Origin of the sequence: Streptomyces sp. NPDC050636, assembly GCF_040654775.1 — a bacterium.
Classification (GTDB): domain Bacteria; phylum Actinomycetota; class Actinomycetes; order Streptomycetales; family Streptomycetaceae; genus Streptomyces.
Genome location: NZ_JBFAIP010000040.1, coordinates 1 through 18,416 on the forward strand (window position 1 = coordinate 1; position 18,416 = coordinate 18,416).

The following is an 18,416-nucleotide window of genomic DNA, read 5'->3' on the forward strand; positions in this document are numbered from 1 at the left end:
CGTCCTCCCGTGGCGTCCTCGCCGCCCGACGGCGTACCGGCCCCGACGCCGGGCCCCGGTGTGCCTTGCCCCCTGCGGTTCGCCGAGACGACCAGCGCCGCGAGCAGCGTTGTCAGCGGCACCGAGGCGACCAGGCCGATGCTGCCCACCAGCGTGCGCACGATCTCGGTTGCGACCACCTCGCTCGACGCGACCGTACCGACGGTGCTCTGTGCGATGGAGAACAGCAAAAGCAACGGCAACGCCGCGCCCGCATAGGCCAGTACGAGAGTGTTCACGACCGATGCGATGTGATCCCGTCCGATCCGCATCGCCGCGCCGTACAGCTTGCGCCAACTCGCCGACGGATCCGCCTCCTTCAGCTCCCACACCGCGGCGGTCTGGGTCACCGTCACATCGTCGAGCACACCCAGCGATCCGATGATGATGCTCGCCAGCAGGAGACCGCGGATCTCGATGTCCGGGTACAGGCCGTGCACCAGCCCCGTCGTGTCGTCGACATTGCCGGTCAGCAACGCCCAGCCGATGAACACCGACCCGAGCAGGCCGATCAGCAGCAGTGACGCGAGCGTGCCGAGTACCGCCACCGAAGTCCGGGCCGTCAGACCGTGGCACAAATACAGCGCGATCAGCATGATCGCGCTGCCTCCGACCATCGCCACCACCAGCGGATTGGAGCCCTGCAGGATGGCCGGGAGGATGAACAGCGTCAGCACCCCGAAGCTCGCTGTCAGCGCCACCAGCGCGAGCACCCCGCGCAGCCGGCCGACGATCACGACGGCGAACGCGAAGATCGCGGCCAGCACCCACATCGGGAAGGACCGGTCCACATCGGTGACCGCGTACTGCAGATCCTTGGGGGCCTTTGGGGAGTATGCGACCACCACCTCCTGCCCGCTTGTGTAGTGCCGCGTGGCGTCGGGTGTCACCACGGTCTGGAAGGTCCGACCGGTGTCCTTCCCGGTGGTGACCTTGATCGTCGCCTGCTGGCAGTCCTTGCCCTGTGCCGCTCCCCCGGTCGGCGGTTGTCCCTGGGGCGGCGTCGGCTGTGGCTGTTGTTCGGCATGGACGTCGGCGCAGTTCACCTGCTCCACCTTGACCACGGTGGCTCGTTCGGTGGGCTGGTCGAAGCCGACGCCGGACGGCTTGTGCGAGGGCGCGCCGCCTGGCCACAGCACGACCAGACCGACCACCACCGCGGCGGCGAAGGGGATCAGTACCGCCGCGATGACCTTGCGCAGATGCCGGGAAACGGGCGCAGCGGGCCCATGGCCGTGCGCATGAGAGTGCGAGTGCGAGTGCGGATGCGTCTGGTGCTCGGGGCTGCTCACCGCCCGATCATCGCAAGAAGTCCTGGGGCCCCCTGTTCACCTCGCCACGCCGGCCGCTACCGTGGTGCCACCTTTGCAATCGCGGGAGCTCGGAGCACCGGGCTGAGAGGGCGCTGACCTCCATCCCAGCAATGTTTCACGTGGAACATCGCCGGATGGAAGCGGCTGCGTCGACCGCCGAACCTGTTACCGGGTAATGCCGGCGTAGGGAGTTGGGTCTTATGACTCTGCAGGATGCACGCACGCCCGAAAACGTGCCGACCGACCGGAAGATCGGCTGGCACAAGGGCTATGTCTCCGGTTCGCGCCCCGATCTTCGGGTCCCGGTCCGGAGGGTGCACCTCACCAACGGCAAGGACGTGACGCTCTACGACACGTCAGGGCCGTACACCGACCCCAGTATCGAAACCGACGTCCGCCGCGGTCTCGCCCCGCTGCGCGAGAACTGGATCATCGCCCGGGGCGACACCGAGGAGTACGCGGGCCGCCCGCTGCGGCCGGAGGACGACGGCGTCAAGCACACCTCGCCGCGCGGTGGCCTCAAGAACCTCGATGCGGTCTTCCCCGGCCGCCCCCGCCAGCCGCGCCGCGGCCGGGACGGCGCCGCGGTCACCCAGCTCGCCTACGCCCGGCGCGGCGAGATCACCGCGGAGATGGAGTACGTCGCGATCCGCGAGAACGTCACGCCCGAGTTCGTGCGCGACGAGATCGCGGCCGGGCGTGCGGTGCTTCCCGCCAACGTCAACCACCCGGAGATCGAGCCGATGATCATCGGCAAGAACTTCCTGGTGAAGGTGAACGCCAACATCGGTAACTCCGCGGTCACCTCCTCCATCGAGGAGGAGGTCGACAAGATGACCTGGGCGACCCAGTGGGGCGCCGACACGGTCATGGACCTCTCGACCGGCCGCAACATCCACACCACCCGCGAATGGGTGCTGCGCAACTCCCCCGTCCCCATCGGCACCGTCCCCCTCTACCAGGCGCTGGAGAAGGTCGACGGCAAGGCCGAGGAACTGACCTGGGAGATCTACAAGGACACGGTCATCGAGCAGGCCGAACAGGGCGTCGACTACATGACGGTGCATGCCGGTGTGCTGCTCCGCTACGTCCCCCTCACGGCCCGCCGCAAGACCGGCATCGTCTCGCGCGGTGGATCGATCATGGCCGCCTGGTGCCTCGCGCACCATGAGGAGTCCTTCCTCTACACGCACTTCGAGGAGCTCTGCGAGATCCTCGCCTCCTACGACGTCACCTACTCCCTCGGCGACGGCCTGCGCCCCGGCTCCATCGCGGACGCCAACGACGAGGCGCAGTTCGCGGAGCTGCGGACGCTCGGCGAGCTGAACACCATCGCCAAGCGGCATGGCGTCCAGACGATGATCGAGGGCCCGGGACACGTCCCGATGCACAAGATCAAGGAGAACATCGACCTCCAGCAGGAGATCTGCGAAGAGGCCCCGTTCTACACGCTCGGCCCGCTCACCACCGACATCGCGCCCGCCTACGACCACATCACCTCCGGCATCGGCGCCGCGATGATCGCCTGGTGGGGCACCGCGATGCTCTGCTACGTCACGCCCAAGGAGCACCTGGGCCTGCCGGACCGCGACGACGTCAAGACCGGCGTCATCACGTACAAGATCGCGGCCCATGCGGCGGACCTGGCCAAGGGGCACCCGGGCGCCCAGGAGTGGGACGACGCGCTGTCCGACGCCCGCTTCGAGTTCCGCTGGGAGGACCAGTTCAACCTGGCCCTCGACCCGGACACGGCCCGCGCCTTCCACGACGAGACGCTGCCGGCCGAACCGGCGAAGACGGCGCACTTCTGCTCCATGTGCGGCCCGAAGTTCTGCTCGATGAAGATCAGCCGCAGCATCACCGAACAGTTCGCCCCTGACCTGGCCGGCCCGGCCAGCGCCGAGGAGATCGAGGCCGGAATGCTGGAGAAGTCCAAGGAGTTCGCGGCGAGCGGGAACCGGGTGTATCTGCCGCTGGCCGACTGAGCCGAAACCGTGCGGCGCTGTCCCGGAACGGCCTTCCCGGGGCAGCGGCGCACGGGTCCGGTGGGCGATGAGGCGCGTACGCCGGCGCCCGCGCCTGGCCGGAAGGCGCACTGCCGCGGCGGCGGGGGGTGGGCCACGATGACCGCATGTCAGATCACCCGATCTCGCCTCTCTCACCTCGCCGTATAGCCGATGAGTACGTGGAACGGGTCGCCGCACTCGACCCGATGACCTCAGTGCGGCTGGGGCTGCATCCGGGGGACGACCGGCAGCCGGACCTGTCGCCCGAGGGTTTCGAGGCCCTCGCCGATCTCGGCCGCCGTACCCTCGCGGCTCTCGACACCGCGCCCACCTCCGAGACGCCGACTGAACAGGCCGGTGCCAAGCTGCTGCGGGAGCGGCTCACCGCCGAGCTCGCCGTGCACGAGGCCGGCGACAACTTCCGCCAACTGCGCAATGTCGATGCGCCCATTCACCGGCTGCGGGGGATCTTCACCCTGATGCCGACGGACACCGCCGAGGACTGGGAGGCGGTGGCCGGACGGCTGCGCAACCTGCCCGGCGCGCTGGACCGTTACCGTGCCACGCTCACCGAGGGGATCTCCCGGAGCCTGCTCTCCGCTCCCCGCCAGGCCCTCGCGGTGATCGGCCAGCTCGATGCCTGGACCGCGCGGGGCACCGGCGGCCCCGGCTGGTTCGCCGACTTCGTCTCGGACGGCCCCGAGCGCCTGCGTCCCGAACTGGACGCGGCAGCACTCCGGGCCACCGCCGCCATCGCCGAGTTCCGCGACTGGCTGCGGGACACCTACGTCCCCGCCGCGGTGGGCACCCCGGATGCCGTCGGCCGTGAGCGCTATCTGCGCGCCGCCCGCCACTCCACCGGTGCCGACCTCGACGTGGACGACGCCTACGCATGGGCCTGGGACGAGTTCCACCGGACGGCCGCCGAGATGCGGGCCGAGGCCGATCGCGTTCTGCCCGGCGCGACCGTCCTGGAAGCCATGCACCACCTCGACGCGCACGGCCACGCGATCAAGGGCGAGGAGGAGATCCGCGACTGGCTGCAGCACATCATGGACGAGGCGATCGACGCTCTCGACGGCCGGCACTTCGACATCACCGGGCCCCTCCGCAACGTCGAATCCTGTATCGCGCCGCCGGGAAGCTCCACGGCGCCGCACTACGCGAGCCCCAGCCTCGACTTCAGCCGCCCCGGCCGCACCTACCTCCCGACCCTCGGCCGGCAGATCTTCCCGACCTGGCAGATCGTCAGCACCTGGTACCACGAGGGCGTCCCCGGCCACCATCTGCAGCTCTCCCAGTGGGTCGCGGCCGCCGACCGGCTCGGCCGCTACCGGGTCACCCTGGGCAAGGTCACCGCCAACATCGAGGGCTGGGCTCTGTACGCCGAACGCCTCATGGACGAACTGGGCTTCCACGCCGACGACCCCGGCCGCCGACTCGGCTACCTGGACAAACAGATGCTGCGGATCATCCGGGTGATCATCGACATCGGTATGCACCTCCGTCTCGCCATCCCCGCCGACTCCGGTTTCCACCCCGGCGAGCGCTGGACCCCGGCGCTGGCCACCGAGTTCATGGCCGCCCACCACGGCAGCCCGGTCGAGCGGCGCAACGGCGAGATCAACCGCTACCTCGGCTGGCCAGGCCAGGCCATCAGTTACAAACTCGGCGAACGTGCCTGGCTACAGGGCCGCGAAGCGGCCCGGCGCCGACACGGCACCGCCTTCGACCTCAAGGCCTGGCACATGAAGGCACTCGCTCAGGGGTCATTCGGTCTGGACGATCTGGCGGACAACCTGGCGGGGTTGTAGGGCGGAGCGGGGCCGGGATGCCCTGAAAGGGGAGCCGCGTTCCGGCATGTGCTCGTGTATCGGTGCTCGCCGACCGATGAACCGCTACGGTTGGGCCTGGCCCGAAGCCGCAAGTTCTGGTTGCGACTTCGGGCCGGCCTGTCTTCAGTGAAGCCGCACTACACGCTCAACCGCGCGGGCGTCGGGGCACCCGCCGCGGTGACCGGTGCGGCGGCAACTCCACCTCGTACACCGGACTCCCATCCGGTGCCAGCCCGCACTGGCGGATGCACCGGTGCTTCTGCAGAAAGCGCAGGCAGGAGTGCACCTTCTGCTGCGTCAGGCCCGTCTTGGCGGCGAGTGACTCCAACGACTCCTCGGTCTGCCCGTCCTGGGCCATGGCAGGCAGGATGGAGATGGCCACGGCCCACACGTCCTCGGTGATGCTCAGCCGGGACTTCCACTGATCGAAGAGCTCTTCGGTCCTGACGCGTAACTCGCGTTTCCCGGGCCCGGGTTCATCGTCTGCCGGGCTCCGCAAGGCGTCGGCGATCTGTGACCATGCGTGCTCCGAGCGCCGCAGCGTGGCCAGCAGCTCGGTCTGGAAGCGCTCGTTCTGCACCTCCAAGCGCGTGATCGCGTTCACGATCTCGCCGGGAGACTCGGCCGGCCGGGGGACCGGTGGAGCCGGGGGCTGCGGGGCGGCGATTTCGGAGGGCTCCAGGGCGTAGGCGCCGTCGCGTTGGACGGTGGCGATCACCCTCGACACCCACTGCTTGAAGGGAAGACATGATGGTTTTGTGCAGCCGTTGACGAGCAGGATGAGCCCTTGCAGATCGACCATCTGTAAGTCTCGGCGCCACTCGCGACCTGCGGGAATGGTGAGACTGTGACTTCCAGTCACAGTCTCGAGAAACTCTCGGCGCCCCTCCGGAACATGATCGAGAAGAGCCTTGCGGGTCGTGGTGTAGCCGAGTTCGCGGCAGACGTCCGAGGCCGGGAACCAGTGTTCTCCGTTTGGCAGGGTGACTCTTCGGACACGGGCCCCCGTAGCCGCATAAACGAAATCATTGACGTCCATCGCATCCCGCCGGGCCGGATGTTCCGGCGGCACACTGTGTTCGCGCATATGCGCATCACCTCCGCCATGGAACGTATGCACCCCAGAGTGCGAAGTGCCGTGCAAAGAGCGGAAGTTCACCAGTTCGGGTCGGGCTCGGGCATTCCGCTACAACTCGGCACGTACGCCGCCGGTGCCCCTACTCCGCCCCATGATCCGGGCCCCCGTAATCCGGGCTGGTGAAGTCCGGGCTGGAGTAGCGGGGGCGGGACGCCGAGCGGCCGGTGTCGGGGCTGGTGAAGTCGGGGCGGGTGTAGCCGAGGGTGGGGATGCGGCTTTCGGGGGTGGAGGTGCGGCGGGGGACGTAGCGGGCCGGGTCCTCGTCCGGGGCGGGGGCGGGGTTGGTGAGGGCCTCGCGGAAGAACGGGAGCAGGCCGCGTTCCAGGAGGGCGTGCCGCCAGGCGTCGTGGGCGCGGTCGAGGTCCTCGGCCAGTTCGCCCGCTCTGGTGGACCGGGAGGACGAGCCGTTGCGCAGGGCGGTGATGACGAGGCAGGCCATGGCGACGAGGGTGCCCGCCGCGGCCAGGGCGGCGAAGATCCAGCCGACGCTGATCATCGGCCGCGCGACGGTCTGTTCGGGGCTGATGGTGCGCAGGACGTAGCCGATGAGGAGGAAGAGGACGGCGGCGATACCGGCGAGGACCGGTGCGAGGACGGTGATCATGGCGGCCAGTCCGGCGCCGGCCGCTTCCGTCGCCTCGCCCTCGGCCATGGCCGGTCCTGGGCTTTCGCCGGACGCAGCGTCCTGCTCCCCGCCACCCGCGTCGGCGCCGTACGAGGCGGACGACGGCGTACGCAGTTCGGCACGGAGCTGTACATAGCGCTCGTATTCGGCCGTGGCGCAGGCGGCGATCGCGGTGGTGGCGCTGAGGGCCATCGTGCGCAGTTGCTCGGTGCTGAGGTGGTTTCCTTCGCCGGAGTCGAGATCGTCCGGACGGTGTGCGGCGGTACGCAGCGCCTCATCAAGGATCCGCGCGAATTCCTCGCGGTCCTCGTTCAGCAGGTGCGGAGCGCTGTTCATGTGCATCCCCCGATGCTCCGTAGGGCCGTACGGCCGGCTGTGGCCGGGCGGTGGGCGGAAACGGAGGAGAGCCTGCTACGGATAGCCCGATGGTAGAGCGCCTCCGGCAGGGGGTGACAGGGAGTTTGCGGAAATTGAGTCCTGCCATGACCGGAATCCGCCCGGCCGCCGGCCCGCCGCCCCGCCCTCCGGCCTGGCGTACACCTGCCCGGAGAACGCTCAGCCAGTCAGCGGAAGTTGAACGACCAGCAACTTTCCGGCCATCGTGATCCCGCCGTCCATCGCGATGGCGAGGCCGTCGGCGTAGACATGCGGTCCTTCGACGGCGATACCGTCGCCCTCGCCGTCCTCCGTGCCGACCTCGCCCAGCAGATACGGGATCGGGCTGTGGCCGTGCACGACGCGCTCGCCGCCGTAGGCACCCAGGAGCTCGCGCGCGGCGTCCGAGCCGGACTCGTCCCGGAAGGCGAAGCGCTTGGTGAACTTGCGGAAGAGATCCCAGACTTCGTCGGCGTCGCTGCGCGTCAGTACGTCGTGGACGGTGTCGTTGACGGCCTCGATGGAGTCGCCGTATTCGAGGTAGGCGGTGGTGTCGGAGTGCACGAGCAGATGCCCGTCCTCCTCCATCACGGCGTCCAGGCGGGCCATCCACTGGAGATGGTGGTCCTCCAGACGGTCCATGTCGGTCTTCTGGCCGCCGTTGAGCAACCAGGCGGCCTGGAAGGAGGCGGTGCCGGCGCCGGACTGGACCGGGGTGTCGCCGAACCGTTTGGCACCCAGCAGCAGCAGTTCGTGGTTGCCCATCAGGGCCTTGCAGTAGCCGCCGGCCGCCGCGGCCTGTGCGGAGAGCTGCATGACGAGGTCGATGACGCCGATGCCGTCCGGGCCACGGTCGGTGAAGTCGCCGAGGAACCACAGCCGGGCGTTGCCGGCCGCCCAGTTGCCGTCGCCGTCGATCAGTCCTTCGACGGCGAGTGCCTCGCGCAGCTCGTCGTAGTAGCCGTGCACATCGCCGACGACGTACAACGGGCCCATGCCTTCGGGCGCGTCGGAGTCGGGCTCGGGCGCCGGCACGAAGCCGGCGGCCGGGCGGTCGATGAGGGTGTCCGTACGGCCGGCGCCGATGACCGGGAGGTCACGCGCGGTCGGGGTGTACTCCTCGGGCAGCTCGACCGGAGGGGCGGGCGGCGGCACCACAGGGGGCGCGGCGGGCGGCGCTGCCGGGGGCCCCGCGGGCAGGTGGATCGGCGGACCCATCGGCGGCATCGGGGGCGGCCCCGCGGGCGCGCCCGAGGGCGGTCCGGGCGGAGGAGGAGACGCCGGAGTTGGTCCTGCCATGGTCCACACCATGGATCCCTGACTGGCCCCCTGAGTCATCGACCCCTCCACCGTCGCGCCGCCGTGCACCTCTCGGACCTTTGCCTGGTCGACGGCGGTCCGCGGTGTCGTGCGCCCATCATAGGAATGCCGCTCGCGGGTTGTGACGCACCCGGGGGTGGTCAATCACACGGAGCCCGGCGTTCGCGGCTGATTTCTCCCGGGATCACCCTGTATTTTCCTGACGGAAGGGGGCGCCCGGCCGCCGCCGGTACGGCCGGTCCTTCGCTCACAGGGCACGCTCACTCCCCGGCAGGTCCCCGCGGCGGGCTGATGGTGGTCCGCGGGGACCGTCGCTGGGACGAGGTCCGGACGATCAGATCGGTCGGTATCACCTGTTCGACGGGCCGGCCGTTGTCGAGTCCCTCGATGGCATCGATGAGGATCTGGACGACGGCGGTGCCGATGCGGCGCGGCTTGAGGGACAGGGTGGTGATGGGCGGTTCGGTGGTGGCGTAGCCGGTGGACTCGCTGCAGCAGACCAGCAGCAGATCCTCGGGAACGCGCAGGCCGTAGCGCCGGGCGGCGGCGAGCAGGTCGGTGCCGTTGGGGTCGAAGAGCCCGTAGACGGCGTCCGGCCGGTCCGGGCGGGCCAGTAGCCGGTCGGCGGCGATGGCGCCCGCGCACGGGTCGTGTGCCGGGTAGGACTCGTACACCGGATCCTGGCCCACTCGGTCGCACCACCGCAGATAGGCGGTGGTCGACAGCCGGGTGTAGGTGTCGGTGGTGGTGCCGGTGAGCAGGCCGATACGGCGGGCGCCGGCGTCGGCGAGATGGTCGAGCAGGCCGAGGACGGCCGCTTCGTGATCGTTGTCGACCCAGCCGGTGACCGGGAGGGTGCCGCCGGGGCGGCCGTCGGAGACGACGGGGATGCCGTGCCGGACGAGTTCGGTCACCACGGGGTCGCCGTCGGCGGGGTCGATGACGACGGTGCCGTCCAGGGCGACGTTGGACCACACGTCGTGGCGGGAGGTCGCGGGGAGGATGACCAGCGCATAGCCGCGGGCCAGCGCCGCGGAGGTGGCGGCTCTGGCCATCTCCGCGAAGTACGCGAATTCGGTGAAGGTGAAAGGTTCATCCCCGTACGTGGTCACGGTCAGACCGATGAGTCCTGACTTGCCGGTACGGAGCGTGCGGGCGGCTGCGGACGGGCGGTAGCCCAGCCGGTCGGCCACCTCGCGGACATGGCTACGGGTGGCATCCGGAAGCCGGCCCTTGCCGTTGAGCGCGTCGGAGACAGTCGTGATCGATACACCGGCTGCGGCGGCCACGTCCCGGATGCCCGCGCGCCCCAGCCGGCGACCCGTCGACCGGCTCACCTGGTGCTTCCTTGCTGCTGTCATGGCGAGCCGATAGTAGGGCTCGGCAGAGCCATTCGCGGGGGCCCTCAGGCGCCTGTTGAGAGTCACGTTTCTGCATGGTGATATCCCGTCAATTTCCTTGGGATTGAAGGGAGTTACGGTGTGAAGCGTTCGTTTGATGGGTGGTTGATCGCCTTCGCCTGTCGATGGGTCCAGGTCTCGAAGCGGTCTCAAGTCACCTTCACGAGGGATGCGCGCCACGGCGCCCGCCACCGGCGCACGCCATGGTGAGGGGCGCCCCGTCGTTCCCACGCGCGGGGTTCCGGGAGCGGTCGGCGCCCGAGTGCGCCGGGGGCCGGTGCGTCCAGGACCGGTTGCCGGGCAGGGGCTGACACCCGGCGGGGGAATCCTCATAAGGTGTGCAGTATTGGAGTCGAGCGGGACGGTCGAGGAGGACCTGCGGTGAGCGAGAAGACCCCGAAGCTGCGTGCTGCGCTGGACGGCATTCCCACCTATAAGCCGGGGAAGCCGGCGGCCGACGGCCCCGCCGCGTACAAGCTGTCCTCCAACGAGAACCCCTATCCGCCCCTGCCGGGCGTCCTGGAGAGCGCGGTGACCGCCGCCGGGTCCTTCAATCGTTACCCCGACATGGCCTGCACGGGCCTGATGGCGGAGCTGTCCGAGCACTTCTCGGTGCCGGTGGAGCATCTGGCGACGGGCACCGGATCGGTGGGGGTGGCCCAGCAGCTGATCCAGTCGACGGCCGGGCCCGGCGATGAAGTGATCTACGCCTGGCGGTCGTTCGAGGCGTACCCGATCATCGCCCAGGTCTCCGGGGCCACCTCCATAAAGGTGCCGCTGACCTCCGGTGAGGTGCACGACCTGGATGCAATGCTCGCCGCGATCACCGACCGGACGCGGCTGATCTTCGTCTGCAACCCCAACAACCCCACCGGCACCGTCGTACGCCGTGCCGAGCTGGAGGCCTTCCTGGACCGGGTGCCGAGCGATGTGCTCGTCGTCCTGGACGAGGCGTACCGCGAGTTCATCCGCGACGCCGAGGTGCCGGACGGCATCGACATCTACCGTGACCGCCCCAATGTGTGCGTGCTGCGGACCTTCTCCAAGGCGTACGGCCTGGCGGGGCTACGGGTCGGCTTCGCAGTGGCGCATGAGCCGGTGGCGGCCGCGCTGCGCAAGACGGCGGTGCCGTTCGGGGTGAGCCAGCTGGCGCAGGAGGCGGCGGTGGCCTCGCTGCGCAGTGAGGCGGCGCTGATGGAGCGGGTCGACGCGCTGGTCGCCGAGCGGGCCCGGGTGTACGAGGGCCTGGTCGGGCAGGGCTGGACGGTCCCCGAGTCGCAGGCCAACTTCGTGTGGCTGCGGCTGGGGGACCGTACGTCGGACTTCGCGGCGGCGTGCGAGCGTGCCGGGGTCGTCGTGCGGCCGTTCCCCGGTGAGGGCGTGCGGGTGACGATCGGCGAGAGCGCGGCGATGGATCTGTTCCTGGAGGCCGCGGAGGAGTTCCGCAAGGCGCTCTGAGGCTCGTTCCTTCCTGAGGCCGTGGGTCTGCTGACCTGCGGCCTCAGGCTTTTTCGACGCGGATCGGGTCGCCGCTGCTGATGGTGGCGAGCGTGCGGGCGTCGCCGTCGATCCGGCCCAGCACATTGCAGGGGGAGGCGAGGCGGCACTCGTCTCCCCGGGATATCGGGGTGGGGCCGTACGGGAGCGCGAGGGCACTGCCCTCGGTCCAGAAGGCGACCGTGCCGGGTTCGACGACCTGGCGGGCGCCGGCCTCCAGAGCGGGCGTCAGCCCGGTGTCGAAGTAGACCTCCTCGCCCCAGGTGTGGGCGGTGCTGCCGAGCGGCAGTGCGGCGGTGAGCGCCGCGGCGGTCGGGGTGTCGTCGAGCGTGGCGGTCAGCTGCCCCGCGGGCCATGAGATCCGTATCTTCATGGCGCCGAATTCAACAATATGTTGAAGCGCGGGGGAAGGGGGTGCGTGCCATGGATTCCGGCGTGACCGCAGTCACGTACCCCCCGTAGGGAAGGCGGAACAGCCATAGGAGATAATTGCTTGTGAATGTGAACGCGTTCACAAGCGCGTCCCGGTATGTGCCGTTCTGTGCGGTGCAAAGGGGACAACTGCCGTAGTGCAACGGCGACGTAAGGAGAGCTCGACGTGGAACTGGCGTTGGCGCCAGAGACTCTGGCGCGATGGCAATTCGGCATCACGACCGTCTACCACTACCTGTTCGTTCCCCTGACGATCTCCCTCGCCGCTCTGGTGGCCGGACTTGAGACCGCATGGGTGCGAACGGCCAAGCAGAAGTACCTCAAGGCCACCAAGTTCTGGGGCAAGCTGTTTCTGATCAATATCGCGATGGGTGTCGTCACCGGCATCGTCCAGGAGTTCCAGTTCGGCATGAACTGGTCCGACTACTCGCGGTTCGTCGGTGACGTCTTCGGTGCCCCGCTCGCCTTCGAGGCGCTCATCGCGTTCTTCTTCGAGTCCACCTTCATCGGCCTCTGGATCTTCGGCTGGGACAAGCTGCCCAAGAAGATCCACTGCTTCTGCATGTGGATGGTCTCGATCGGCACGATCCTGTCCGCCTACTTCATCCTCGCGGCCAACTCCTGGATGCAGCACCCGGTCGGCTACAAGTACAACGCCGCCAACGGCCGCGCCGAGCTCACCGACTTCTGGAAGGTGCTGACCCAGGACACCACCCTGGTCGTCGTCTTCCACACGCTGACCGCCGCCTTCCTGACCGGCGCCGCGTTCATGGTCGGCATCTCCGCGTACCACCTGATGCGCAAGAAGCACGTCAAGGTCATGCGGACATCGCTGCGGCTCGGGCTGATCACTCTCGTCATCGCCGGCATCATGACCGCGATCAGCGGCGATGAGCTCGGCAAGGTCATGTTCAAGCAGCAGCCGATGAAGATGGCCGCTGCCGAGGCGCTGTGGGAGACGGAACAGCCGGCGCCGTTCTCCGTCTTCGCGTACGGCGATGTCGACAGGGGCCACAACAAGGTCGCCATCGAGATCCCCGGACTGCTCTCCTTCCTCGCCCACAACGACTTCAGCTCGCCGGTGCCCGGCATCAACGACGTCAACAAGGCCGAGCAGCAGCAGTTCGGGCCCGGCGACTACCGGCCCAATATCCCCGTCGCCTACTGGGGCTTCCGCTGGATGATCGGCTTCGGCATGACGTCCTTCGCCATCGGACTGGCCGGGCTCTGGCTCACCCGCAGGAAGTTCTGGCTCGCGCCGGAGCTGCGGACGGGCGACGAGGAACCACCCCGTCTCGCGCTCACCAAGAACAAGCAGCTCGGTGCCCGGCTCACCAAGTGGTACTGGTCGCTGGCCTTCGTCACCCTCGGATTCCCGCTCATCGCGAACTCCTGGGGCTGGATCTTCACCGAGATGGGCCGCCAGCCCTGGGTCGTCTACGGCGTGCTGCGCACCTCCGACGCGGTGTCGCCGGGCGTCTCGCAGGGTGAGGTGCTCACCTCGATGATCGTCTTCACCACGCTCTATGCGGTGCTCGCCGTGGTCGAGGTCAGGCTGCTGGTGAAGTACATCAAGGCCGGACCCCAGGAGCTCTCCGAGTCCGACCTCAACCCGCCCACCAAGATCGGCGGCGACCCCAAGGACGCCGACCGGCCGATGGCCTTCTCGTACTAGGAGGCGACCGTGCAACTCCACGACGTCTGGTTCGTCCTTATCGCCGTCCTCTGGGTCGGGTACTTCTTCCTCGAAGGCTTCGACTTCGGAATCGGCGTCCTCACCAAGCTGCTCGCCCGGGACCGGCGAGAGAAGCGCGTACTGATCAACACCATCGGCCCGGTCTGGGACGGCAACGAGGTCTGGCTGCTCAGCGCGGTCGGAGGGACCTTCGCCGCCTTCCCCGAGTGGTACGCCACCCTCCTCTCCGGCTTCTATCTGCCTCTGCTGCTCATCCTCGTCTGTCTGATCCTGCGCGGCGTCGCCTTCGAGTACCGGGCCAAGCGGAGCGAAGAGCGCTGGCAGCGGAACTGGGAAACGGCGATCTTCTGGACCTCGCTGATCCCCGCGGTGCTGTGGGGTGTCGCATTCGGCAACATCGTGCGCGGAGTGAAGATCGACGCGCACAAGGAGTACGTCGGGAGCCTTCTCGACCTGCTGAATCCGTACGCGATCCTCGGCGGCCTGGTCACGCTGACGCTGTTCACCTTCCACGGTGCGGTGTTCGCCTCGCTCAAGACGCTGGGCGACATCCGGGACCGGGCACGCAGGATGGCGACCGTCCTCGGGCTGATCACGGCCGTGCTCGTGCTCGGCTTTCTGAGCTGGACCCAGGCCGACAAGGGTGACGGCAGCAGCCTGGTCGCCATGATCGTCGCGGTGGTCGCGCTGCTCGCGGCGATCGGGGCCAATCAGCTCGGGCGTGAGGGATGGGCGTTCGCGTTCTCCGGGATCACCGTCGCCGCCGCGGTCGCGATGCTGTTCCTGACGCTCTTCCCGAACGTCATGCCCTCCTCGCTGAACGAGAGCTGGAACCTCACGGTCACCAATGCCTCCTCCAGCGCCTACACCCTGAAGATCATGACCTGGGGTGCCGGTATCGCCACGCCGATCGTGCTGCTCTACCAGGGGTGGACGTACTGGGTGTTCCGCAAGCGGATCGGCACCCAGCACATCGCCGATGCCCACTGACCGCGCCCGCTCCATCGGGTTCATCAGGACGGAATGTTTCACGTGAAACCGGTCGACCCGCGCCTGCTCCGATACGCCCGCGCCACCCGCGTCTTCCTTGTCGCGGTGGTGGTGCTCGGGCTTGCCGGAGCGGGCCTGGTCGTCGGCCAGGCCATGCTGATCGCCGAGATCGTGGTCGGTGCCTTCCAGCACGATCGAGGCCTGGGCGACCTGAGCACGCCGGTGCTGCTGCTCGCACTGGTCTCCGTCGGCCGCGGACTGATCTCCTGGCTCACGGAGCTGGCCGCGCACCGGGCGAGTGCGGCGGTCAAGTCCGAACTCCGTACGAGGCTGCTGGAGCGCGCGACCGCGCTGGGACCCTCCTGGCTCGGTACCCAGCGCACCGGCGAACTCACCACCATGGCCACCCGCGGTATCGACGCTCTGGACGACTACTTCGCGCGCTATCTGCCGCAGCTGGGCCTGGCGGTCGTCGTGCCCGTCGCCGTCCTGGCCCGGATTGTCACCGGTGACTGGATCTCGGCCGCGACGATCGTCATCACGCTGCCCCTCATCCCGCTGTTCATGGTCCTCATCGGCTGGGCCACCCAGGCCCGTATGGACCGTCAGTGGAAGCTGCTGGCGCGGTTGTCCGGGCACTTCCTGGACGTCGTGGCCGGGCTGCCCACGCTGAAGGTCTTCGGCCGGGCCAAGGCGCAGGCCGCGTCCATCCGTTCCATCACCGGCGAGTACCGCCGGGCGACGCTGCGCACCCTGCGGATCGCCTTCCTCTCCTCCTTCGCGCTCGAACTTCTTGCCACGATCTCCGTCGCCCTGGTCGCGGTCGGCATCGGCATGCGCCTGGTGCACGGCGAACTCGATCTCTACACCGGGCTGATGGTGCTGGTCCTGGCGCCCGAGGCGTATCTGCCGCTGCGGCAGGTGGGCGCGCAGTACCACGCCGCGGCCGAAGGGCTCTCGGCCGCGGAGGAGATCTTCGCGGTGCTGGAAACGCCGCTGCGGACGCCCGGCACGGCGCCCGCGCCGGTGGGCAGTGCGCTCGCCGTCGAGGGACTGGTGGTCCGCCACCCCGGACGGACCGCAGACTCGCTGCCTGCGACGTCTTTCGAGGTCAGGTCCGGCGAGACGGTCGCGCTGGTCGGCCCGTCCGGCGCCGGCAAGTCCACGCTGCTGAATGTGGTGCTCGGCTTCACCGAGCCGTCCGAGGGGCGCATCCTCGTCGATGGCCAGGACCTCGCGTCCCTCTCCCCCGACAGCTGGCGGCAGCGGATCGCCTGGGTGCCGCAGCACCCGTACCTCTTCGCGGGCACCATCGCTGAGAACGTACGGCTGGCGCGGCCGGACGCGGATGACGCGGCCGTGCGTACGGCCCTGGAGGACGCCGGGGCGCTGGACTTCGTCGACGCGCTCCCCGACGGCACGGCGACCCACCTCGGCGAGTCCGGCGCCGGGCTCTCCGCGGGGCAGCGTCAGCGCATCGCGCTGGCCCGCGCGTTCCTCGCCGACCGCCCGGTCCTGCTCCTGGACGAGCCGACCGCGAATCTGGACGGCGAGACCGAGGAGGCGATCGTGGCGGCCGTCCGGCGGCTCGCGGTGGGCCGTACGGTCCTGCTGGTCGTCCACCGGCCGGCGCTGCTGGCGGTGGCCGATCGCACGGTGCGGCTGGCCGGGGCGGGGGAGGCGGCCGGCTCGGGGGCCGATGCCGGGAATGACGAAGCGGTGCCGGGCGACGGCGCTGCCGAGGTCGTCGCGGCTGATGAAGGCTCGCGCGCAGCCTCGGGTGAGGCGCGTCCGGACTCCGGTGAGGGCGAGGGCACCATCCCCTCCCGTGGTCCGGCGCTCGCCCGGCTGCGCCGGATGGCCCGCGCCCATCGTGCCCGCTTCATGCTGGCGCTGCTGCTCGGGAGTCTCGCGCTGGGCAGCGCGGTGGGCCTGATGGCGACGTCCGGCTGGTTGATCTCGCGGGCCGCGCAACAGCCGCCGGTGCTGTATTTGATGGTGGCGGTCACCGCGACCAGGGCGTTCGGCATCGGGCGCGCGGTCTTCCGGTACGCCGAGCGGCTCGTTGCGCACGATGCGGTGTTCCGGATGCTCGCCGACGTACGTGTGGCCGTCTTCCGGCGGCTGGAGCGGCTCGCGCCGGCCGGACTCAAGGAGCGCAGCCGCGGCGATCTGCTGTCGCGGCTGGTGGCGGATGTCGACGCGGTGCAGGACCACTTCCTGCGCTGGCTGCTGCCCGTCGGGGCGGCGGTGCTGGTCGGCGCGGGCGCCGTCGGCTTCACCGGATGGCTGCTGCCGGAGGCCGGCGCGATCCTCGCGGCCGGTCTGCTGCTGGCGGGCGCGGGTGTGCCGGTGCTCTCCGGCGCGCTGGCCCGCCGAGCGGAGCGGCAGCTGGCACCGGCCCGCGGTGTGCTCTCCACCCGGGTCGTCGATCTGCTCACCGGTACGGCCGAGTTGACGGTCGCCGGTGCCCTCGCGGCCCGTACGGACGCGGCGCGGCGCGCGGACCGTGAGCTGACCCGGATCGCGTCCCGCTCGGCCGCCGCGGCCGGGATCGGCGCCGGACTCTCGGCGCTGCTGTGCGGCCTGACCGTCGCCGCGGCGGCAGTGGCCGGCGTACAGGCGGTGCACGCCGGACGGCTGGACGGCGTGACGCTGGCCGTCGTGGTCCTCACGCCACTCGCCGCGTTCGAGGCGGTGACGGGGCTGCCGCTCGCCGTGCAGTACCGCCACCGCACCCGGCGCGCCGCCGAGCGGATCTTCGAGGTGCTGGACTCCCCGGCGCCGGTCCGCGAACCGGCCGCTCCGGCCGCCGCTCCGGCCACGCCGTTCCCGCTGGTCGTACGGGATCTGACGGCACGCCACCCGGGCCAGGCCGAGCCGGCGCTGGACGGCGTCGGCTTCACCCTGACGGCCGGCCGGCGGCTGGCCGTCGTCGGCCCGTCCGGCTCCGGCAAGACCACGCTCGGGCAGGTGCTGCTGCGCTTCCTGGACCGGGAGGCGGGGGCGTACACGCTGGACGGGACGGATGCCCAGTCGGTGGACGGCGACGCGGTCCGGCGGCTGGTGGGGCTGTGCGCGCAGGATGCGCACATCTTCGACAGCTCGCTGCGGGAGAACCTCAAGCTCGCGCGCCGGGACCATCGGGATGCGGCGGACGGCGCTGACCCGGACCCGGCGGGCTCCCGCGATCAGGACCTGTGGGACGCGCTCGGCCGGGCGCGGCTGGCGGACTGGGTGCGCGGGCTGCCCGACGGGCTGGACACCATGGTCGGGGAGCACGGTGCGCGGCTGTCCGGCGGACAGCGCCAGCGGCTCGCCCTGGCCAGGGCGCTGCTCGCGGACTTCCCGGTGCTCGTCCTGGACGAGCCCGCCGAGCACCTCGATCTGGCCACCGCGGACGCGCTGACCGCCGATCTGCTGGCCGCGACCGAGGGCCGTACGACGGTCCTGATCACCCATCGGCTCACCGGTCTCGACGCGGTCGACGAGGTACTGGTCCTGGACCGTGGCCGGGCCGTGCAGCACGGCGGATACACGGAGCTGGCGGCGGCCGACGGCCCGTTCCGGCGGATGCTGGAGCGCGAGCGGGCGGTGGACACGGCGTACGGCGGTCCGGGCGTGCTGCACGGTATTCCGGAGCAGGCCCCGACCCCGGTGCAGGCCCCGGCTCGCGCTCCAGCCCTCCCCGCATAACCGAACTTTCCTCGGAAATGAGCCCTTATTAGGCTCATGGCATGGCAGCCACGG

12 protein-coding genes and 1 riboswitch are annotated in these 18,416 nt (G+C 69.8%); of the genes, 6 read left to right on the forward strand and 6 right to left on the reverse strand.

Annotated elements, in window-relative coordinates:
• Positions 1–1,331, reverse strand: a 1,331-nt coding sequence (locus AB0I10_RS25110; RefSeq protein ID WP_363154857.1) for a YibE/F family protein, incomplete at its 3' end; no start/stop codon positions are given.
• Positions 1,332–1,402: 71 nt separating this feature from the next.
• Positions 1,403–1,559, forward strand: a riboswitch (TPP riboswitch).
• Between AB0I10_RS25110 and thiC the strand changes: the two genes are divergently transcribed.
• Both thiC and AB0I10_RS25120 read left to right on the forward strand, forming a co-directional pair.
• The gene (gene thiC / locus AB0I10_RS25115) at positions 1,553–3,337 is read left to right on the forward strand and encodes a phosphomethylpyrimidine synthase ThiC (protein WP_363154858.1); all 1,785 of its coding nucleotides are present in this window, start codon (positions 1,553–1,555) and stop codon (positions 3,335–3,337) included. (Overlaps the previous riboswitch by 7 nt.)
• 146 nt (positions 3,338–3,483) lie before the next feature.
• A complete protein-coding gene (locus tag AB0I10_RS25120) occupies positions 3,484–5,172 on the forward strand; it encodes a DUF885 domain-containing protein (RefSeq protein WP_363154859.1) in 1,689 nt (562 codons plus the stop codon).
• 166 nt (positions 5,173–5,338) lie between these two features.
• Here AB0I10_RS25120 and AB0I10_RS25125 read toward each other — a convergent pair whose 3' ends face one another.
• From AB0I10_RS25125 to AB0I10_RS25140, 4 genes are all read right to left on the reverse strand, one after another.
• Complete coding sequence (locus AB0I10_RS25125; RefSeq protein WP_363154897.1) at positions 5,339–6,280, reverse strand: Bro-N domain-containing protein; 942 nt, start codon at positions 6,278–6,280, stop codon at positions 5,339–5,341.
• A gap of 130 nt (positions 6,281–6,410) precedes the next feature.
• Positions 6,411–7,298, reverse strand: coding sequence for a hypothetical protein (locus tag AB0I10_RS25130; protein WP_363154860.1), 888 nt, complete (start codon positions 7,296–7,298; stop codon positions 6,411–6,413).
• 213 nt (positions 7,299–7,511) lie between these two features.
• Positions 7,512–8,558, reverse strand: a complete 1,047-nt coding sequence (locus AB0I10_RS25135) for a metallophosphoesterase (RefSeq protein WP_363154898.1) — start codon at positions 8,556–8,558, stop codon at positions 7,512–7,514.
• 353 nt (positions 8,559–8,911) lie between these two features.
• Positions 8,912–10,012, reverse strand: coding sequence for a LacI family DNA-binding transcriptional regulator (locus AB0I10_RS25140; RefSeq protein ID WP_363154861.1), 1,101 nt, complete (start codon positions 10,010–10,012; stop codon positions 8,912–8,914).
• 420 nt (positions 10,013–10,432) lie between these two features.
• On the opposite strand from AB0I10_RS25140, the gene hisC reads away from it, so the two are divergent.
• The gene (hisC, locus tag AB0I10_RS25145) at positions 10,433–11,509 is read left to right on the forward strand and encodes a histidinol-phosphate transaminase (protein WP_363154862.1); all 1,077 of its coding nucleotides are present in this window, start codon (positions 10,433–10,435) and stop codon (positions 11,507–11,509) included.
• Positions 11,510–11,552: 43 nt separating this feature from the next.
• Here the strand turns inward: hisC and AB0I10_RS25150 are convergent, their stop codons facing one another.
• The gene (locus AB0I10_RS25150; RefSeq protein ID WP_363154863.1) at positions 11,553–11,921 is read right to left on the reverse strand and encodes a cyclophilin-like fold protein; all 369 of its coding nucleotides are present in this window, start codon (positions 11,919–11,921) and stop codon (positions 11,553–11,555) included.
• Positions 11,922–12,146: 225 nt separating this feature from the next.
• Here AB0I10_RS25150 and AB0I10_RS25155 point away from each other — a divergent pair, with 225 nt between their 5' ends.
• Genes AB0I10_RS25155 through cydD form a run of 3 tightly spaced genes read left to right on the forward strand, consistent with a single transcriptional unit; the run spans position 12,147 to position 18,362 of the window.
• Positions 12,147–13,655, forward strand: a complete 1,509-nt coding sequence (locus AB0I10_RS25155) for a cytochrome ubiquinol oxidase subunit I (protein WP_363154864.1) — start codon at positions 12,147–12,149, stop codon at positions 13,653–13,655.
• 9 nt (positions 13,656–13,664) lie between these two features.
• A complete protein-coding gene (cydB, locus tag AB0I10_RS25160) occupies positions 13,665–14,666 on the forward strand; it encodes a cytochrome d ubiquinol oxidase subunit II (protein WP_363154865.1) in 1,002 nt (333 codons plus the stop codon).
• 33 nt (positions 14,667–14,699) lie between these two features.
• A complete protein-coding gene (cydD, locus tag AB0I10_RS25165; protein ID WP_363154866.1) occupies positions 14,700–18,362 on the forward strand; it encodes a thiol reductant ABC exporter subunit CydD in 3,663 nt (1,220 codons plus the stop codon).
• The last annotated feature ends 54 nt before the right edge of the window (positions 18,363–18,416 follow it).